At 70.8% G+C, this 18375-nt stretch carries 15 protein-coding genes and 4 pseudogenes; 5 read left to right on the top strand and 14 right to left on the bottom strand.

Going from position 1 to position 18375, the window contains the following annotated elements:
* Positions 1–79: 79 nt before the first annotated feature.
* The 5 genes and pseudogenes from AB0N14_RS06760 to iolC all read right to left on the bottom strand — a co-directional run bounded on the left by AB0N14_RS06760 (position 80) and on the right by iolC (position 6418).
* Entirely contained in the window at positions 80–1477 is a 1398-nt protein-coding gene (locus tag AB0N14_RS06760) for an APC family permease (protein WP_366024632.1), read from the bottom strand.
* A gap of 299 nt (positions 1478–1776) precedes the next feature.
* Entirely contained in the window at positions 1777–3279 is a 1503-nt protein-coding gene (gene mmsA, locus AB0N14_RS06755) for a CoA-acylating methylmalonate-semialdehyde dehydrogenase (RefSeq protein ID WP_366024631.1), read from the bottom strand.
* Between the two features lie 14 nt (positions 3280–3293).
* A complete protein-coding gene (iolD, locus tag AB0N14_RS06750; protein WP_366024630.1) occupies positions 3294–5177 on the bottom strand; it encodes a 3D-(3,5/4)-trihydroxycyclohexane-1,2-dione acylhydrolase (decyclizing) in 1884 nt (627 codons plus the stop codon).
* A gap of 89 nt (positions 5178–5266) precedes the next feature.
* Positions 5267–5430: pseudogene (locus AB0N14_RS06745) on the bottom strand (5-deoxy-glucuronate isomerase); the annotation flags it as partial.
* A 34-nt stretch (positions 5431–5464) separates the two neighbouring features.
* Complete coding sequence (gene iolC / locus AB0N14_RS06740; RefSeq protein WP_366024629.1) at positions 5465–6418, bottom strand: 5-dehydro-2-deoxygluconokinase; 954 nt, start codon at positions 6416–6418, stop codon at positions 5465–5467.
* A gap of 192 nt (positions 6419–6610) precedes the next feature.
* Between iolC and AB0N14_RS06735 the strand changes: the two genes are divergently transcribed.
* The 5 genes from AB0N14_RS06735 to AB0N14_RS06715 all read left to right on the top strand — a co-directional run bounded on the left by AB0N14_RS06735 (position 6611) and on the right by AB0N14_RS06715 (position 10307).
* Positions 6611–7558 (top strand): helix-turn-helix domain-containing protein, encoded by a 948-nt coding sequence (locus AB0N14_RS06735; protein WP_366024861.1) that lies wholly within the window; start codon positions 6611–6613, stop codon positions 7556–7558.
* Between the two features lie 371 nt (positions 7559–7929).
* Positions 7930–8169 (top strand): chaplin ChpG, encoded by a 240-nt coding sequence (gene chpG, locus AB0N14_RS06730; RefSeq protein WP_181138935.1) that lies wholly within the window; start codon positions 7930–7932, stop codon positions 8167–8169.
* 251 nt (positions 8170–8420) lie between these two features.
* The gene (locus tag AB0N14_RS06725) at positions 8421–9218 is read left to right on the top strand and encodes a hypothetical protein (RefSeq protein WP_366024628.1); all 798 of its coding nucleotides are present in this window, start codon (positions 8421–8423) and stop codon (positions 9216–9218) included.
* 136 nt (positions 9219–9354) lie between these two features.
* A complete protein-coding gene (locus AB0N14_RS06720) occupies positions 9355–9651 on the top strand; it encodes a hypothetical protein (RefSeq protein ID WP_366024627.1) in 297 nt (98 codons plus the stop codon).
* A gap of 158 nt (positions 9652–9809) precedes the next feature.
* Complete coding sequence (locus AB0N14_RS06715; RefSeq protein WP_366024626.1) at positions 9810–10307, top strand: DUF5949 family protein; 498 nt, start codon at positions 9810–9812, stop codon at positions 10305–10307.
* 17 nt (positions 10308–10324) lie between these two features.
* Here the strand turns inward: AB0N14_RS06715 and AB0N14_RS06710 are convergent, their stop codons facing one another.
* From AB0N14_RS06710 to AB0N14_RS06670, 9 genes and pseudogenes are all read right to left on the bottom strand, one after another.
* Positions 10325–11284 (bottom strand): D-2-hydroxyacid dehydrogenase family protein, encoded by a 960-nt coding sequence (locus tag AB0N14_RS06710; protein ID WP_366024625.1) that lies wholly within the window; start codon positions 11282–11284, stop codon positions 10325–10327.
* A gap of 93 nt (positions 11285–11377) precedes the next feature.
* Complete coding sequence (locus AB0N14_RS06705; protein ID WP_366024624.1) at positions 11378–12034, bottom strand: L,D-transpeptidase; 657 nt, start codon at positions 12032–12034, stop codon at positions 11378–11380.
* A 248-nt stretch (positions 12035–12282) separates the two neighbouring features.
* Positions 12283–12387, bottom strand: a pseudogene (locus AB0N14_RS06700) (RraA family protein); the annotation flags it as partial.
* A 452-nt stretch (positions 12388–12839) separates the two neighbouring features.
* The gene (locus AB0N14_RS06695) at positions 12840–13778 is read right to left on the bottom strand and encodes a sigma-70 family RNA polymerase sigma factor (RefSeq protein ID WP_366024623.1); all 939 of its coding nucleotides are present in this window, start codon (positions 13776–13778) and stop codon (positions 12840–12842) included.
* Between the two features lie 10 nt (positions 13779–13788).
* The gene (locus AB0N14_RS06690) at positions 13789–14979 is read right to left on the bottom strand and encodes an FAD-dependent oxidoreductase (RefSeq protein WP_366024622.1); all 1191 of its coding nucleotides are present in this window, start codon (positions 14977–14979) and stop codon (positions 13789–13791) included.
* Positions 14980–15178: 199 nt separating this feature from the next.
* Positions 15179–15265: pseudogene (locus AB0N14_RS06685) on the bottom strand (GntR family transcriptional regulator); the annotation flags it as partial.
* Between the two features lie 60 nt (positions 15266–15325).
* Positions 15326–15646, bottom strand: coding sequence for a GYD domain-containing protein (locus AB0N14_RS06680; RefSeq protein ID WP_366024621.1), 321 nt, complete (start codon positions 15644–15646; stop codon positions 15326–15328).
* Positions 15647–16049: 403 nt separating this feature from the next.
* Positions 16050–16589: a GNAT family N-acetyltransferase gene (locus AB0N14_RS06675; RefSeq protein WP_366024620.1), complete on the bottom strand. Its 540-nt coding sequence runs from the start codon at positions 16587–16589 to the stop codon at positions 16050–16052.
* 292 nt (positions 16590–16881) lie between these two features.
* Positions 16882–17707, bottom strand: a pseudogene (locus AB0N14_RS06670) (IS110 family transposase); the annotation flags it as partial.
* Between the last annotated feature and the right edge of the window lie 668 nt (positions 17708–18375).

Raw genomic sequence — 18375 nt, 5'->3', positions numbered from 1 at the left:
CGTGGTACGACGACGCGGCCGCCCCTGCCGCCGGTGGTGGTGCGGGCGGCAGGGGCGAGGGGGCGACGGGAACGGCGGCTCAGACCCGCGCGTCCTCCGGGAGCGACACCAGCCAGCGGGTCGTGCGGCGCGGGCGGAGGTAGAGGACCCAGTACAGGGTGGCGGCGGCCGTGATGCCGCCCGTCCACAGCAGGTAGGTCGCCTCCTGCTGGGTGAGGATGTAGCCCAGGACCGCGATCAGCAGGACCGGCATCGCGGGCCACAGCGGCATCCGCCAGGCCGGCGTGTGCGCGTGCGCGCCGCGCCGGGCGAGCAGGGCGGCCACCGCGACGAGCAGGTACATGCCGGTCACCGAGACGCCCGTGACGCCGTAGAGCGTGTCCAGGTTGACGAAGCAGAGCAGCGCGCCGGGGACGCCGACGACGAGGGTGGCGACCCACGGGGAGCCGAACCGGCCGAGCCTGGCGAGCGCGTTGTTGACCGGCTCGGGCCAGGCCTTGTCGCGGGCCGAGGCGAACAGCACGCGGGAGTTCTGGATGACCATGACGATGCCCGCGTTGATGATCGCGAGCGCCACGCACAGGCTCACGAAGGTGCCGACGGCGGTGTTCGACCAGGCGGTGACCATGCTGCTGAGGTCGCCGCCGGTCAGCGCCTTGAGGTCGGGGGCGCCCATGGTGATCGCGACGACCGGGACCAGGATGACGACGGAGGAGATGGCGAGGGTGGCGAGGACCGTGCGGGCGACGGTGCGGCGCGGGTTCTCGAGTTCCTCTGAGAGGTAGACGGCGGTGGAGAAGCCCTGGGTGACGAAGAGGGCGATGGCGAGGCCGGAGACCACCATCATGGCCGTGACGTGGTCCGTGTGCCCGCCGGCGCCGGTCACCTGCATCGAGACCAGACTGCCGGCCCCGCGCTCGCCGTGCGCGAAGCCGAGGACCGCGACGACGCCCGCGGCCACGACCTCCAGGACCAGGAAGATGCCGGTGATCCAGGCGTTGGCGCGCAGGTCCAGCAGGCCGGCGAGGGTGGCGAGGAGCATGACTCCGGCGCCCGTCATCGCCGGGTCGAGATGCACCAGCGGAGCCAGGTAGTCCGCCGTGCCCATCGCGATCACCGGCGGCACGATCATGACGACCAGCAGGGAGAACACGAACACCAGCCAGCCGGCGAGCCGTCCGGCCAGCGTCGACACCATCGCGTACTCGCCGCCCGCGCTGGGGATCAGGGTGCCCAGTTCCGAGTAGCAGAACGCCACCGCGACACAGAGGACGGAGCCGATGGCGATGGTGAGGGCGGTGGCGGTGCCCAGCGAGCCGAACAGGTCGGGGACGACCACGAAGAGCGTGGAGGCGGGCGTCACGCACGACAGGGTGAGCAGGGTGCCGCCGACGACGCCGATGGACCGCTTGAGCTTCTGGGGACTGCCCGATGCCGGGACGGGGGCGTTCTCGACAGGGCGGAGCGTGTCGGTCATGCGGTGGTTCCGATCGACTCGTGCGACATGGTGGGTCGGGAGCGTTATCGCCTCCGCGGCTTCGGTCGTACGTGCTCTGGTCCGCTCCCGGGGCACGCATCGAATCCCGACGAAAACCGCCGCGTCAATGGGTGTTCATCTACGAAATCCGCAGCAGAAACGCGATCTGCGACTGAATCACGCGTCAATCGGTCCGTGTGTTCGGCATCTTGCGCGCATACGGGAACCGCAGCGGGGTCGCGGAAAAAAATGAGGCCGTCCGCATAACGGACGGCCTCGTCAGCCCTGCCGGGCGATGATCAGTGGTTGCGCGGGAACCCCAGGTCCACGCCCGCCGGGGCGTCGGCCGGGTCGGGCCAGCGGGAGGTGACCACCTTGCCGCGGGTGTAGAAGTGCGTGCCGTCGTTCCCGTAGATGTGGTGGTCGCCGAAGAGCGAGTCCTTCCAGCCGCCGAAGGAGTGGTAGCCCACCGGAACCGGGATCGGCACGTTCACGCCGACCATGCCGGCCTCGATCTCCAGCTGGAAGCGGCGGGCCGCGCCGCCGTCCTGGGTGAAGATCGCGGTGCCGTTGCCGAAGGGCGAGGAGTTGATCAGCGCCACGCCCTCGTCGTACGTGTCCACGCGCAGGACGCACAGCACCGGGCCGAAGATCTCGTGCTGGTACGCCTTCGCCGTGGTCGGCACCTTGTCCAGCAGCGAGATGCCGATCCAGTGACCGTCCTCGTAGCCGTCGACGGTGTACCCGGTGCCGTCGAGGACGACCTCGGCGCCCTCCGCCGCCGCGCCCGCGACGTACGACGCCACCTTGTCGCGGTGCGCCTTCGTGATCAGCGGGCCCATCTCGGACGCCGGGGCGTCGCCTGGGCCGATCTTGATCTTCTCGGCGCGCTCGCGGATCTTGTCCACCAGCTCGTCGCCGATCGAGCCGACCGCGACGACCGCGGAGATGGCCATGCAGCGCTCGCCCGCGGAGCCGTACGCCGCCGAGACCGCCGCGTCGGCGGCCGCGTCCAGGTCGGCGTCCGGCAGGACCAGCATGTGGTTCTTGGCGCCGCCCAGGGCCTGCACGCGCTTGCCGTTCGCGGAGGCCGTGGTGTGGATGTAGCGGGCGATCGGGGTGGAGCCGACGAACGACACCGCCTTGACGTCCGGGTGTTCGAGCAGCCGGTCCACGGCCACCTTGTCGCCGTGCACGACGTTGAAGACGCCGTCCGGCAGCCCGGCCTCCGCCAGCAGCTCGGCGAGGCGGATCGACGCCGACGGGTCCTTCTCGGACGGCTTCAGCACGAAGGTGTTGCCGCACGCGATGGCGATGGGGAACATCCACATCGGCACCATCGCCGGGAAGTTGAACGGCGTGATGCCCGCGACCACACCCAGCGGCTGCCGGATCGAGGCCACGTCCACCCGGCTCGCGACCTGCGTGGACAGCTCGCCCTTCAGCTGCACATTGATGCCGCAGGCCAGGTCGACGATCTCCAGACCGCGCGCCACCTCGCCGAGCGCGTCGCTGTGCACCTTGCCGTGCTCGGCGGTGATCAGCTCCGCGATCTCGTCGCGGTGCTCGTCCAGCAGCGCCCGGAACCTGAACAGAATCGAGGTGCGCTGCGCGAGCGAGGACTGGCCCCAGGTCGCGAAGGCCTCCTTGGCCACGGCGACGGCCGCGTCCACCTCCTCCACGGTCGCGAACGCGACCTTCGTGGTGACCGCGCCGGTCGCCGGATCCGTCACCGGCCCGTACGTGCCCGACGCGCCTTCGGCGGTCTTGCCGCCGATCCAGTGGTTGACGATCTTCGTCATGCCCGAGAACTCCTTCACAGATGGCGGCGTCGGGTGGCAACGTGCCGTTCGTAGACCTCGCGCGCCTTGACCGCGGACGGCCGGGTCGCGGTCTCGGCCACGGGTACATCCCACCAGGCCTGCGCCGGAGGCGCGCCCGACACAGTGTCTGCGGTTTCGGTCTCCACATAGACACATGTGGGAGTGTCCGCGGCGCGCGCCTCGGCGAGCACGTCACCCAGGTCGCGTACGGTCCTGGCGCGCAGCACCCGCATCCCGAGACTGGCCGCGTTGGCGGCGAGGTCCACGGGCAGCTTCGCCCCCGTGTACGTGCCGTCGTCGGAGCGGAAGCGGTAGGCGGTGCCGAACCGCTCGCCGCCCACCGACTCCGACAGGCCGCCGATGGACGCGTAGCCGTGGTTCTGCACGATCAGCACCTTGATCGCGATGCCCTCCTGCACGGCCGTCACGATCTCCGTCGGCATCATCAGATAGGTGCCGTCGCCGACCAGCGCCCACACGGGCCGGTCCGGCGCGGCCAGCTTCACGCCGATCGCGGCCGGGATCTCATAGCCCATGCACGAGTAGCCGTACTCGACGTGGTACTGGTCGCGGGAGCGGGACCGCCACAGCTTGTGCAGGTCGCCGGGGAGAGAACCGGCCGCATTGATGATCACGTCCGACTCGTCCACCGCCGCGTCCAGCGCGCCGACGACCTGCGGCTGCGTCGGCCGCAGATCCGGTTCCTCGGCCTCGAAGCAGGCCTCCACGCGCTGCTCCCAGCGCTCCTTGTCCTCCGTGTACTCGACGACGTACGCCGGATCGACCCGGTGGTCGTGCAGCTCCAGCGCCTCGGTCAGCTCCTCCAGGGTGCTGCGTGCGTCCGCGACCAGCGGCATCCCGGACATCTTGTGCCCGTCGAACGACGCGATGTTGAGGTTCAGGAAGCGCACGCCCTCGCCGGTGAAGAGGGTGCCTGACGCGGTGGTGAAGTCCGTGTAGCGGGTGCCGACGCCGATGACCAGGTCGGCGGTGCGGGCCAGCTCGTCGGCGGCCGCGGTGCCGGTGTGGCCGATGCCGCCGACGTCCTGAGGGTGGTCCCAGCGCAGCGAGCCCTTGCCGGCCTGGGTGGAGGCCACCGGGATGCCGGTCGCCTCGGCGAACTCGGCGAGAGCCTCCTCGGCGCGGCTGTGGTGGACACCGCCGCCCGCGATCACGAGCGGCCGCCGGGCGGCGCGGATCGCCCGGACGGCCTCGCCGAGCTCGATGGGGTCGGGGCCCGGGCGGCGCACGTTCCAGGTCCGCTCGGCGAAGAACTCCTCCGGCCAGTCGAAGCCTTCCGCCTGCACGTCCTGCGGCAGCGCCAGCGTGACCGCGCCCGTCTCCACCGGGTCGGTGAGCACGCGCATCGCCTGCAGGGCGGCCGGTATCAGCGCCTCCGGGCGGGTGATCCGGTCGAAGTACTTCGACACCGGGCGCAGACAGTCGTTGACGGACACATCGCCGGCGTGCGGGGTCTCCAGCTGCTGGAGGACCGGGTCGGCAGGGCGGGTGGCGAAGACGTCGCCGGGCAGCAGGAGCACCGGGAGGTGGTTGATCGTGGCGAGGGCGGCACCCGTGACCAGGTTGGTCGCGCCCGGTCCGATGGACGTCGTCACCGCGTGCGTGGACAGCCGGTTCGACTGGCGGGCGTAGCCGACCGCCGCGTGCACCATCGACTGCTCGTTGCGGCCCTGGTGGTACGGCATGGCGTCGGGGTACTCGACCAGCGCCTGCCCGATGCCCGCGACGTTGCCGTGCCCGAAGATGCCCCAGGTGGCGGCGATCAGCCGGCGGCGCACGCTGTCGCGCTCGGTGTACTGGGCGGCCAGGAAGCGTACGAGCGCCTGAGCGACCGTGAGCCTCGTCGTTGAGGTCATCGGTATCCCTCCGTGTGGTCCGGGTGGAAGCAGATCCGCACCTGGGGTACGGCCCTGCCGCCCTGCACGTCTCGACCGTACGTCGCTCGGACCTCCGGCGCGGGGCCGTAGCGGGCGGGGAGTCTGCGCTCGCACTTCGCTCCTGCCAGGGCGAAGCGGTCTCCCGCGCCGGAGGCGATCGGTGCCCGGGCGTCCCGGACCCGTGCGCGAGGCCGGTCATGCCCGCGAACACGGTGTCCTTGCCCGGGAGTTGTTAAGTTTTGCCCGCTATGTTCCCCTCGCGACGGTCACAGCACCGCTCCCGCCGTGATCGCCGCCTCCACCTCGTCGGCCGTGGGCATCGCGGAGGAGCACTCCAGGCGGGAGGCGACGATGGCGCCCGCCGCGTTGCCGTACCGGATGATCCGCTCCAGGTCCCAGCCGGCCAGCAGTCCGTGGCACAGCGACCCGCCGAAGGCGTCGCCCGCGCCGAGGCCGTTGAGGACCTTCACCGGGAGCGGCGGCACCTCGGCCGACTCGCCCGCGCTGCTGACCGCGAGGACGCCCTTGGGTCCCTGTTTGACCACGGCCAGCTCGACACCGGCGTCCAGCAGGGCGCGTGCGGCGGCGTGCGGATCGCGCTCACCGGTGGCGATCTCCACCTCGTCGACGTTGCCGACCGCGACGGTGGTGTGGCGCAGGGCCTCGGCGTAGAACGGGCGCGCGGTGTCCGGGTCGCTCCAGAACATGGGCCGCCAGTCGAGGTCGAAGACCGTCGTACCGGCCTTGGCGCGGTGGGCGAGGGCCGCGAGCGTGGCGGTGCGGCTGGGTTCCTCGCACAGGCCCGTGCCCGTGATCCAGAAGACGCGTGCGGTACGGATCGCGTCCAGGTCCAGCTCGTGCGCGTCGATCTCCAGGTCCGGCGCCTTGGGCTGCCGGTAGAAGTACAGCGGGAAGTCGTCCGGCGGGAAGATCTCGCAGAACGTGACCGGTGTCGGCAGCCCAGCCACGGCTGTGACCCAGCGGTCGTCGACGCCGAAGCCGTGCAGCGCCTCGTGGAGGTAGGCGCCGAAGGGGTCGTCGCCCGTGCGCGTGATCACCGCCGTACGCCGGCCGAGCCGGGCTGCGGCGACCGCGACGTTCGTCGCCGAACCGCCCAGGAACTTCCCGAAGGACGTCACCTGCGGCAGGGGCACCCCGGTCTGCAATGGATAGAGGTCCACGCCGATCCGGCCCATCGTGATCAGGTCGTAGGCCTCCATCGGGTTCCCTTCGCATCGGCTGCCCCCCAAGGTCTAGCCGCGCCGGGGAACCCTGTCAATGTTTTGTCCAGACATTCGGATGACACCTTGACGTGGTTTCGGGAAATCGGGGCCATTGGGCTTTCGGAGGCTGTGGTGGGTGGGCACCATGGGTGGTTTCCGGGTGCGCCGGGAGGGCCTATGGCGAACGGGATGGTGGCACGCAGTGGGCGCGGACCGCGCGGGAGTTGGGAAACCGTGGCCGCGCGGCCGCACCCCCGGCTGCGACCCGGTGTGATCAGCTACCGGGGGATCCGGCTCGCGCTCGACGGCCCGCGCAGCCGCCTGGAGACCCCCATCGGCGCGGCCACGCTCCTGCTGGGCTTCGAGGGCTCCGTCCGTATCGCGCGGCCCGGCCGGCCCCCGACCACCCTTGAGTCGGTGTACTCCGGGCTGAACACCACGGCGGCCGTCGGTGAGCACGGCGGCCGCATCTTCGGCATCGAGATCCTGCTCACCCCGTGGGCCGCGTTCACGCTCTTCGGCGCCTCTCAGTACGAGTTGACCAACCGGCCCGTCGACCCGGACGAGTTGCCGCCTCCGACGGGTCGTGGCGGCCGGGCGGACGTGGCCGAACTCGCCGCCGCACTGGCCGCGCTGCCCGGCTGGGCGGACCGTTTCCGGCTGCTCGACGACGTGCTCGCGCGCTGGACGCAGACGGGGCCGGCGAGTTCGGTCCGGGTGGTGCGCGCCTGGTCGCTGCTGCGGCGCAGTGGAGGTGCCGTGCCGGTGGCGCGGCTCGCGGACGAGGTGGGGTGGAGCGTACGGCAGTTGGAGAACCGGTTCCGCGAACAGATCGGGCTCGGCCCGAAGGCCGCGGCCCGTGTGCTGCGGCTGCAACGCGCCCGGCGGCTGCCCGCATCCGGGCGGTCGGCCGCCGAGACCGCGGCGCTGTGCGGCTTCTACGACCAGGCGCATCTCAGCGGGGACTTCCGGGCGATGACCGGGTGCACGCCCCGGGAGTTCGCCGCGGCGCGCGGGGCGGTGGCGGCGACGCCGTCCGGGCTTCCCGGGGCGGACCGGATGACGGGGGAGGCGACGAGCCTGGTGCTTTCGCCGAACGGCAGTGCGCATTTTTCCAAGACCGGAAGGATCGCCTGACGGCACGCTGGGCCCGTGGCGGTCGCTGCGGGGGGACGCACGGACCGGCGGGCCGGGACCGGCGCAGCGGGTCCGCCCCGCCCTGTACGGGGGCAGGGCCGGGCCGGGGGTGGCCTGACCGGCCGGGATCCGTACGCGTCACCGGTTCGCACGGCGCGGCGGCGACCGCCCGGCCACGGCCTGGGGTGCCGGCTCCTGCGGTGCACGAACTCCTGCGGCGCACGAAGCCAGTCAAGTGTGCCGGAAGGGTGAAGCGCGGCAATTCCGGAGATCACCCCATCGGAGGCGCAACCCGGGCGGGTGCATCGCAGTTGACTCGACGTCGGGCATTCCGCCCGGCTGTTGTGACGATCCCCAAGGAGCACCTCTCCATGTCGCGTATCGCGAAGGGCCTTGCCCTGACCTCCGTTGCCGCCGCGGCCGTGGCGGGCACCGCCGGCATCGCCGCCGCCGACAGCGGCGCAAGCGCCGCCGCCGACAACTCTCCGGGCGTTCTGTCGGGCAACGTCGTGCAGGTCCCGATTCACGTTCCGGTCAACGTGTGCGGGAACACGATCGACGTCGTCGGCCTGCTGAACCCGGCGTTCGGCAACACCTGCGCCAACGGCTGACGCCCGACAGCGGACCCTTCTGCCGGCCGTTCACCCCTCGGGGGGACGGCCGGTTGGCGTCCTTGCGCCCGTTCGGCGTTGCCCCGAACGGGTGGCGCCGTCGCCAACCCGCCCATATGGCCTCTCATCAGCGAAAACGTGGTGCTCGACGGGCCGCGGACGCTACTGCGGGCAGCCGATCTGTTGCACGCCATCGCGGCTCCTTCCACGGTGAGCACAAGCACCCTCACCGACCACGAAGGGGACCACTCATGCCTGCTCTGTCCACCCGTCGCCTTGCTTCCTCCGCCGTCTGCGCCACCTTGCTGCTCGGCATCACCGGCCCCGCCGCGGTGGCGGCCGACCACGACGCGCCCCGCGGCCGTACCCACGCCTCCGCCCCCCTGCCCGGCCCGGAGGTGCTCCTGCCCCGGGTCCAGCGGCTCGCCGAAGCGGACCGTGCCGTGGCCCCGGTCTCCGAGCTCCTCAAGGCCGCGCTCACGGCGGACAACCACCGGCTGCCCGCCAAGGAGGCGGCCAAGCTCAGCAGGGCCGCGCAGGACGCGATCACCAAGATAGCCCCGCCCACCCCGCCCACCCCGGCGCCGACCGGGCCCATACCGTCGCGCAACGACGTGCAGGGCGACGCGCTCGCCGCTCTGCGCAAGGCGGTCGACGACCTGGCCACGGCGACCACGTCCGGCAACGGCGGTCGGGTACTGCCGGCGGCCACGACCGTGCTCAACAAGCTCATCAGCGTCCTCGTCGCCTCCGTGGCCGGCGGGGTGACCATGCCGCCCATGCCCAGCCTGCCGAGCATGCCGAACATGCCCAGCATGCCGAACATGCCCAGCCTGCCGAGCATGCCGAACATGCCCAGCCTGCCGAGCATGCCGAGTCTTCCGTCGTCGCTGATGCCGAGGCCGAGCGGGAGTGCCACTGCCAAGCCCAGCCCGACGACCACGCCGACGGCTTCTGCGAAGTCCGGCTCGAAGCTCGCGCCGGGCGGCACGCCCACGGATCCGCCGCAGCACACGGTCTCGGCCATGCCGTACCCGCCCAAGCGCTGAACCGGCCTGATCCGAACGAGAGGCCGCAAGGGTTTCCGCCGGGTCGGGGGCTCGTTAGCCAGGACACAACCGTCCCCTCCGGTGACTTGAGTCACCGAAGCTCCGGTGACTTCGGTCGCCGAAGAAAGGAACACGGATGAAGTCCCTCAAGGCCGTCGCCGTCGTCGCCGGGTCCCTGGTCGTCGCCGGCGTCGCCGCACCCGCCTTCGCCGACGACGCCTCCGACCTGACGCCCACGAGCCTCAACGGCGCGCTGCAGACCGTCACCACCCAGAAGACCCTCGACATCCGCCCCATCGCCCACCAGTCCGACACCCTGGACACCGAGAACAAGCACTCCGTGCTGAGCACCGTGAACGGCGCGGCGGCCGCCCTCAACCGGCAGGCCGGCCCCGCCCGGCTGCTCGGCGGTCTCCCGCTCCGGGGCCGCTAGGGCCTGCCTTCCGATGGACCCTTCCTTGCAACCGAACTGATCCGAAAGACAGGCCCTGGCCGTCCGGGTCCCTCGTTCGTGTGGTCGCCGCCGTCCGCATCCCCCGGTCGGGCGAGAAAGCGCCCGGGGGCTCGCCGGGCCGTCGATACGGTTCCGCGGTGACCACAACTTCCAGCGCAACGCGCCCCTTCCGCGCCGCCGACCTCGGCACGCTCGTCGTCCTGGCCTGGAGCGGCGAGGCCCCCGGCGGGGACATGCCCTACCTGCTCGTCTACTCCCTCGGCGACGGGGAGAGCGGTCCGGAGGGCTCGGCGGCCGTCGTCGAGGCGCTGTTGCGCGCCAACGGGCTGCACCCGGGCGACCAGCTCATCGACGGCACCCAGCGCACCGGCCTGCCCGTGACGCTGCTGGCCGAGGCGGGCCAGGCCGTCGTCACGATGCCGTATCTGAACGCCCAGTGCACCGTGCCGCCTCAGTGGCTCGCCGCCCTCCGCGCACGCGGCCACGCCTACTTCCTGTTCGCCACCCGCCCCTGGCCCGAGGCCGCGCCCGGCAGGCCCGTCGAGCCGGAGCGGCTGGCGGCGTTCGCGGGCGCCGAGGAGACGCTGACCACGGCCGCGCACGTCCTGGTGCCGGCCCTCAGCCTGCGCGGCTGAGCGTCTGCGGCCGCCGGTCAGCCGAGGCGGCGCACCGGCTTGCCGGCCAGGTATGCCTGGATGTCCTCCACTGCCTGGCCGTAGTACGTCGTGTAGTTGTCGCGTGAGACGTAGCCCAGGTGCGGGGTGGCGAGCAGGCGCGGGGCGGTGCGCATCGGGTGGTCGGCCGGAAGCGGCTCCACGTCGAACACGTCGACGCCCGCGCCCGCGATACGGCCCTCGTGCAGGGCCGCGAGCAGGGCGTCCTGGTCGACGATGGCGGCGCGTGAGGTGTTGATCAGATAGGCCGTCGGCTTCATGAGCGCCAGTTCACGGGCGCCGACCAGGTCGCGGGTGCGGTCACCGAGCGCGAGGTGCACCGAGACGAAGTCGCTTGCCGCGAGCAACTCCTCCTTGGACCCGGCGAGTTCCACACCGACCTCGTCCGCGCGCTCCTTCGTGAGGTTCTCGCTCCAGGCGGCGACCTCCATTCCGAACGCGAGCCCGACCCGCGCCACCCGGCTGCCGATCCTGCCGAGACCGAGGAGTCCGAGCCGCCGTCCGTGCAGGTCCGCGCCCACCGTGCTCTGCCAAGGGCCGCCGTGCCGCAGGGCGTTGTTCTCCTCCACGATGCCGCGCGCGAGTCCGAGCAACAGGGCCCAGGTCAGCTCGACGGGCGGTGTGCCGGAACTCTCCGTGCCGCAGACGGTCACGCCGTGCGTCTCCGCGGCGGCGTAGTCGATGGCGCTGTTGCGCATGCCGGAGGCGACGAGCAGTTGCAGCCGCGGCAGCCGGGCGAACAGCGAGCCCGGGAACGGCACGCGCTCGCGCAGTGTGACCACGATGTCGAACTCCGCCAGCGCAGTGGCCAGGGCGTCCTCGTCGCCGAAGTGCTCGGCGAAGGACACCACCTCCACCCGGTCCCCGATCGGTGACCAGTCCGCGACGGTCGTCGCGATCTGCTGGAAGTCGTCGAGCACGGCACAGCGAAGCCGCATGTCAGCCCCCTTTGATCAACGGGGGCACCTTATCGGACGGAGTACGGCCGCCCGGTGGCCCTGTGGACGGCTGCCCCGGAATTCGCCGTGCGACTACTCTCCCTTCCTGGTGCCCCAGAGGTAGACGCTGTCACCGATGCGGAGCAGGGACCAGAGCGCCTTGGCGTCGTCGTACCGGAGATTCACGCACCCATGCGATCCCGGGTCCTCGAAAATCGGCCGGTAGCTCGCGTGGAGGGCCTCACCGCGGTCGAAGAACTGGCTGTACGGCATGGGGCCGGGAAACTGCGTCGAATAGAAGTCCTTCACGCGCCGGTAGATTTTGTGCCGGCCATTGCGGGTCGCGTAACCCGGCCTGCCGCTACGCGCGGGGACGGGACCGAAGACGATCTTCTTGTTCTTCCGCACCCACAGCAACTGACGGTTCTGGTCGACGCAGACGACGACTTTCGCCCCTTTGGGGCATCCGGTGAGGGACTTCTTGTGGGCCGCGGCCCAGGTCACGCTCGCGGCCCGGTAGCTGATGAGATCGGCATACCCGTCCGCCGGTTCGATCTCGTACTTATGCTGCATCTCCTGGATGGCCGAACAGTCCTCCGCGGACTGCTCTCCGTCCTGGCGCAGACCCAGATACTTCTCCACCTGCCGTTGAAAAGGCCCTGTGGTGAGCCGGCATTCCGGCGTTTCGTCGGCGGGGCGGATGTGAGGAGTGCTCGCGGCCGAAGGCGCCGAGGTGACGGCGAGCGTCATGGGAAATGCCATGCCCGCTGTGCCCAAGATGCGAATCCAACGGAAGGGGATTCGTTTCCTCCTTGCCATCAGGTTCCCTCTCGGTACCGGGCCCATGGATGTCCGGGGCGTGCGTCGACGGGGAACCAGTTGACATTTCCGGTTCCTGTCAAACGGAGGCGCCGTGGGCATCACCCCAATGCCCCCGGCGGAGCTCCCGGGACAGTGCCCTTCAGCCCTCTCGGTCCTCGACGGCCCCTCAGGTGCCCTCAGTCCTCGAAGCCCTGGGCGCGCAGGATCGCGTCGACGCGGGCGCGGTGGGCCTCCTCCCAGGCGTCGAGGGTTTCGGCGGCCTCCTTGGCCAGCTTGGCCCGATCATCGACATCTGCGTCGAGATCGCCGAGGTGGAGGTCGCCGGCGCCGCGCTGTCCTTCTTCACCGGCTTCCTCTCCGACCTCGTCGCCAACACGGCCGTGGCCGAGCGGGTGGCCAGGATCGTGGGCCTGGTCAGCTGTTCACGTCGGCGGCAGAGAAGGTGGCCGCTCCCTCGAGCGGTTCACGGGGCTCAGCGCAGAGAGCGGCGCCACCCTGGAGCGGGTCCTCACGACCGTGGCCAGGGTCACTGCGGGCTTCACCAAGACGGGGCTGGAGAGCTTTGTGACCAACTTCGCGGCCGACTCGGGCAGCCTCAGCCGTCGGCCTGGCGGTCGCGGCCTTCGGGGCGTGGCTGTTCTGACCGCGTCTCCGCCGGCCCGCTACGGGGCGGATCGCGCGGTGCAGTCGTCGTTCAGCAGATCGAGGAGGGAGCCGCTGGCCGAAGCTCCGGTCACCATGCGTCGAGGACCGGCGCGTCGGGTTCGTGCTGCCGCCAGGCCTCGTTGAGGCGCGCGAGCCGGTCCGCGGCGGCGATGCCGTGCAGGGAGGCGACCTTGCCGTCGCTGACTTCGAACGCCACGGCGCCCACGACCCGGTCGTCGACCACGGCGAGGACGGCCGGGGAGCCGTTGACCAGCGCGATGTGCATCGCAGGGGAGCCGCCGGCCAACCGCCGCTTCGCCGGAGTGGGCTTGAAGCCGGCCCGCACGTAGGAGGCGATGCGCTCGCGCGTCTTGTACCGCAGCAGCCGCCTGGCCAGTCCGGCGCCGTCCGAGACCATGGTCGCGTCAGCGGTGAGCATCTCCACCAGCCGTTCGGTGCGCCCGGACGTGGCCGCGGCGAGGAACTCCTCGACGATCCGGCGCGCGGACGCGGGATCCACCTCGTCGCCGCCGCGGCTCTCGGCGGCGACCCGGCGTCGGGCCCGGTGGACATGCTGCTGGCTCGCGGACTCGGTGATGTCGAGGATCCCGGCGATCTCGGCGTGGGAGTACGAGAAGGCCTCGCGCAGGACGTAAGCGGCCCGCTCGACCGGAGAGAGGCGCTCCATGAGGGTCAGTACGGCCAAGGACACCGATTCGCGCTGCTCGAAGGTGTCGGCAGGACCGAGCATCGGGTCGCCCTCGAGGAGTGGCTCGGGCATCCAGTCTCCGACTGCGCGCTCGTGGCGGGCCTGCGCCGAGCGGAGCCGGTCGAGGCAGAGATTGGTGACGACCTTGGTGAGCCACGCTTCCGGCACCGCGATGCGTGCCCGGTCCGCGGCCTGCCAACGCAGGAACGTGTCCTGAACGGCGTCCTCGGCGTCGGCGGCCGAGCCGAGCAGACGGTACGCGAGCGAGGCCAGCCGGCCCCGGCCGGCCTCGAATCGGTCGATGGCTGCGCTGTCCACGCGGCGGAGCCTATGCGGCGACCTTCGCACCGGCCTGGTCAGGCGCGGTGACCAGGCGGCGCTTGCGCTTCGGCATGCCGAAGGTCGGGTGGGCGATGCTCCAGGCGGCCCCCTTCAGCACGCCCGACTTGAGCCACGCGGCGGTCCGGCCGCCCAGGTACCAGTCCTTCGACCGGACGTCCTCGTCCACCATCTGGAAGATCGCATCCCGCCGCCCGAGGCTGATGTGGTTGCCGTGGTACTTCAGCCCGACGGTCGGGACCGCGCTGCCCGTCAGGCGCGCGGTGATCGCGGCGGTCGCCTGCATATTGGTGTAGCCGGCCGAGGCGCAGGACATCGGCAGCGGCCGGCCGTTCTCACCGATCGCGTAGGCGCAGTCACCGGCGGCGTAGACGTCCGGGTGCGATACCGAGCGCATGGTGCGGTCGACGACGATCTGGCCGGTCTCGGCGACCTCCAGGCCGCTGGCGACCGCGATGGGGTGCACGGCGAACCCGGCCGACCACACGGTCACGTCGGCCGGGATGGCAGTACCGTCGGCGGCGATCGCCCGTGTCGGCTCGACGGCTTCGATGCCGGTGTGCTCGTGGACGGTGATGCCGAGCCGGTCGAAGGCTTCGCACAGGTGGCGGCGGGCCTTCGGGGAGAGCCAGGCGCCCAGCTGGCCGCGGGCGGCGAGCGCGACCGAGAGGTCGGGCCGGGACTCGGCGAACTCGGTGGCGGTCTCGATGCCGGTCAGCCCCTCACCGACGACCAGCACGGTGCCGCCCTCGCCCAGGCCGGCCAGGCGCTCGCGCAGACGCAGCGCCGAGGACCGGCCGGTCACATCGAAGGCGTATTCAGCCACGCCGGGGACGCCATGGTGGGCCACGGAGCTGCCGAGCGTGTAGAGAAGGGTGTCGTACGCGAGCTCGCCGTCGCCGTCCTCGCCGGTCACGGCGACGGTCCTGCGCTCGGGATCGACGCCGGTCACGCGCGCCAGGCGAAGCCGCACCGCGGTGCCTGCGAATACGTCGGCGAGCCTGCGGAACGCGAGGTCCTGGCCGATCGCGAGCTGGTGGAGCCGCATCCGCTCGACGAAGTCGGGCACGGCGTTGACGACGGTGATCTCGGTGTCGGCGGGGGACAGCCGACGGGCCAGGTTTCCGGCGGCGAAGGCCCCGGCGTATCCGGCGCCGAGTACGACGATGCGGTGCTTCATGGCGATGCTCCTGTCTCGTTCGCGTGCCCCTTGAACGAGACGGCGCCCCGATTGCTGACAGGAGCCGGATGTGACGTGGGTCACCCGAACCAGGATGAGCGGCTGAGCCTCCGACAGGCGTCTGGGCCCCGGAGTCCTCCCTTGTCCGCGCGACCAGACTTCGGCACGCATGCGACAGGCGGCGCCACCAGGGCCGGTGACGATTGATCGGGATCACATGGACGGTCTCGCAGTGAGCGGCGGGCACCACGATGTCCGCCGCCTCCATGGGGCGCCCCTTGTCGCTGGGTCGCCCGCAGGATCTGTGACGCGTCTGGCACGCTCTCCCGGGCCAGACCGTCTCGGCTTACGCGCCGGGAGGGCGGAAGGTGACCTGCCGGCGGGCAGCCTCGTCGATCTCTTCGAGGGTGAGGAGGGGAGTGGCCCGGGTGTGGAGCGCTCCGCTGGCCTTGACGCTGAGGCTTACGGCGGCCATGGAGACCGGGTCGGGGAAGTCGAGGATGCACACTAGGTCGTCCTCTCCGAAGGCGAAGTACATGGCCTCGACTGTCCCGCCGAGGCCGGCGACGACGTGTTCGACGGCGGCGCGGCGGCCACTTGCGCCTTCCTTGAGCAAGCCCTTCGTCCCCTCGGGCGTGTAGGTGGACTGGATGAGGAACTTCGGCATAGGGGCGCTCCCTGCCCGTCACTTGTCTCGTGTGCAGAATGGCCTTCCCGCTGTCACGTCGGCTGCCAAGCAACGATCGGCTGGATTCACTCGTAAGGCACATCGGCACGTGCATGTGCGGGACAGCAGCTGAATCGGCGAAGGGCCATGTCGGGAGGAGACACCTCCTGATCAACCCTTCTCTCGACTCCCGCAGCAGGATGCCGTCCTGTGACACCCGCTTCAGGAGTTCGATCCATTACGGCCAAGCCGTGAGGACTTGGGGAGCCATCGGCCATGAGAGGAAGCTCAAGGCCGTCCACGGCCAACGCCGTCGATGTCGGACGCGGATGTCAGACGCGGTAACAGATGTCGAACAGATCCGGATGTGGGCACGGCTCCAGTGGGGCATACGGCCGGTCAATCAGGGGCGGTTCAGACCCCACGTCTGCAGGGCGTAGGGCCGGCCCTTCTCCTCACCCCTGATCAGCGGCACGTCGAGCAGTCTGAAGCCCGCCTTGGTGGCCACGGCGACGCTGGCGGCGTTCCCGGCCTCCAGCTCCAGGATCACCTGCTCCGCGCCCAGATGCTCGAAGGCGTACGCGGCCATCACCCGCACCGCCCGCGCCGCCAGCCCCTGGCCGCGGTGCGCCGGGCCGACCGCATAGCCGAGCTCTGGGCCCTCGGGGGTACGCCGCAGCATCACCTCGCCGAGCGGAGCGCCGCCGTCGACGGTGATGGCGAGCAGGATGGTCGTGCCCTCCGCCCGCAGCTGCCGGCCCCGGTCCAGTCGTGCGCGGGCGGCCGCTTCGTCGAAGGGGGAGACGATCGGTGTCCAGTACGCGATGTCGGGGTGGTCAAACAGCTCCGGCATCGCGGCCAGGTCCGCCTCGGTCCAGTCGCGGAGAACGAGGCACTCCCCCGAGAGCTCGATCCGCTCGGGAAAGGACGTGGTGCTGCTCATGGTGGGGGCCTCCCTGACTTGTTCAGGACAAGGCAGGATAACTGGGGGCAGGCACGTTGCCGTGCTCCTGGCGGAGTATTCCCTTGATCATCAAGGGGGCTTCCGGAGCTGACTCGTGCCGAACATCCCCCGCTCTGACGCGTAAATAGGTCCAGGTCAGGGTGGGTCTGGGCAGGGCTGGGTGCCCGGTGGCCGTCGCGGCCGCCGGGTGCTTGGTCATGGGTGGTCAGGCTGCGCCTTCGATCGGGTTGAGGGTGACGGTGTAGCCGAGTTCCTGGTAGGGGACGTGGTCGGTGAGCATGTGCCAGATCGCGGTGATGATCGAGTGCTCGACCGCGACCAGGGCCCGCAGCGGACCGCGGCGGGCGGTCAGCCGCTTGTAACGGGCCTGCAGGTAGGTGTTCTTGGTTCTCACCGCGCCGAACGCTGCCAGGCCGAGGGCGCCCTTGAGGTAGGGGTTGCCGGGGCGGACCTTGGTGGTTTTGGTGCGGCCGGCGGACTCGTGGTGGCCGGGGCAGACACCCGCCCAGGAGGCGAGATGTTTGGCGGAGGTGAACCGGCTCATGTCGCCGCCGGTCTCCGCGACGATCACCTCGGCGACCGCCTGGTTGATCCCGGGGATGGTGTCGAGCAGGTCGAGGGCTGGGCGAAAGGGGGCCATCGCCTCCTCGATCCGCGCGGTGAGCCGGTCGATCGCACCGGTGAGCTGGTCGTACTGGTCCAGATACAGCCGGGCCAGGAACGTGGCCACGGAAGCGGCCGGTCAGGGCCTCGGTGAGTTCGGGGATCTTGTTGCGGAGCCGGCGCTTGGCCATCTCCGCCAGGAGCTGCGGGTCACGCTCCCCGGCGATCAGGGCTTCGAGCATGGCCCGGCCGGATACACCCATGATGTCGGAGGCGACCGCGGCGAGTTTGATGCCGGTGTCCTCCAGCAGCTTCTCCAGCCGCTGGACGAGCTGGCCGCGCTCACGGGTCATCTGGGTGCGGGCCCGGGTCAGATCCCGTAGTTCGCGCACCGGCTGCTCGGGCACGAACGAGGCGCGCACCAGGCCGTGGGCGCCGAGCTGGGCCAGCCAGGCCGCATCCGAGACGTCGGTCTTGCGGCCGGGCAGGTTCTTGACCTGCCGGGCGTTGACTCCACGGTGCCCGTGGAAGGCCCCCAGTACCACGCTGACCTGCGAGTTCACCGGCATCACAGAGGCATCGGTCTCGGCCGGAACGAACCCCTCCAGCGTCCCGGACCGGCATCAATCCACGGCAGGGCACACAAGAAGCACCTCCGGCGCGCGCCACGGCATTTACCACGCCCCCCGGCGCGCACCGAAGGTGCGCTGGATCGCCGACCAGCAAAGAGCCCTCCCCGGAGGGAGGGCAGAAACGGGCGCCCCCGGCAGGACTCGAACCTGCGGCCAAGCGCTTAGAAGAGAGTTGCGTGCTTCCGCTCAACTAGGCCTCTCGTCTGCATGTTTGTGATGGCCGTATGCCGAGAGCACTGGACTTTGCCGCGCATTCACCGGAGGGGAGTATTCCGGTGATCCTTCGGGTCCTTGTTGATCCCGGCTGGGGGCCCACCAGGCAGGCCCCTCATCGGACCGCGGACACAGCAGGCGGCCTATGAGCTGATCGGCAGTTCCCGAGCCCGCTCACGTGCTTGGCCCCGTATCTCCTTCAGGCGGCCGTGGAACGCGTTGTGGCGGTTCTGGTCGAGGTTCAGCGGGAGGTCGAGCTCGGTGGGCCGGGGTCAGGACGCCCGGGCTCCGTCGTCGGTTGCTGACGTTGTTGTCGT

This window comes from Streptomyces sp. NPDC051104 (assembly GCF_040682835.1).
Taxonomy (GTDB): Bacteria; Actinomycetota; Actinomycetes; order Streptomycetales; family Streptomycetaceae; genus Streptomyces; species Streptomyces cynarae.
The sequence above is the reverse complement of the archived record's forward strand: the minus strand, read 5'-3'. Positions and strand labels throughout refer to the sequence as shown.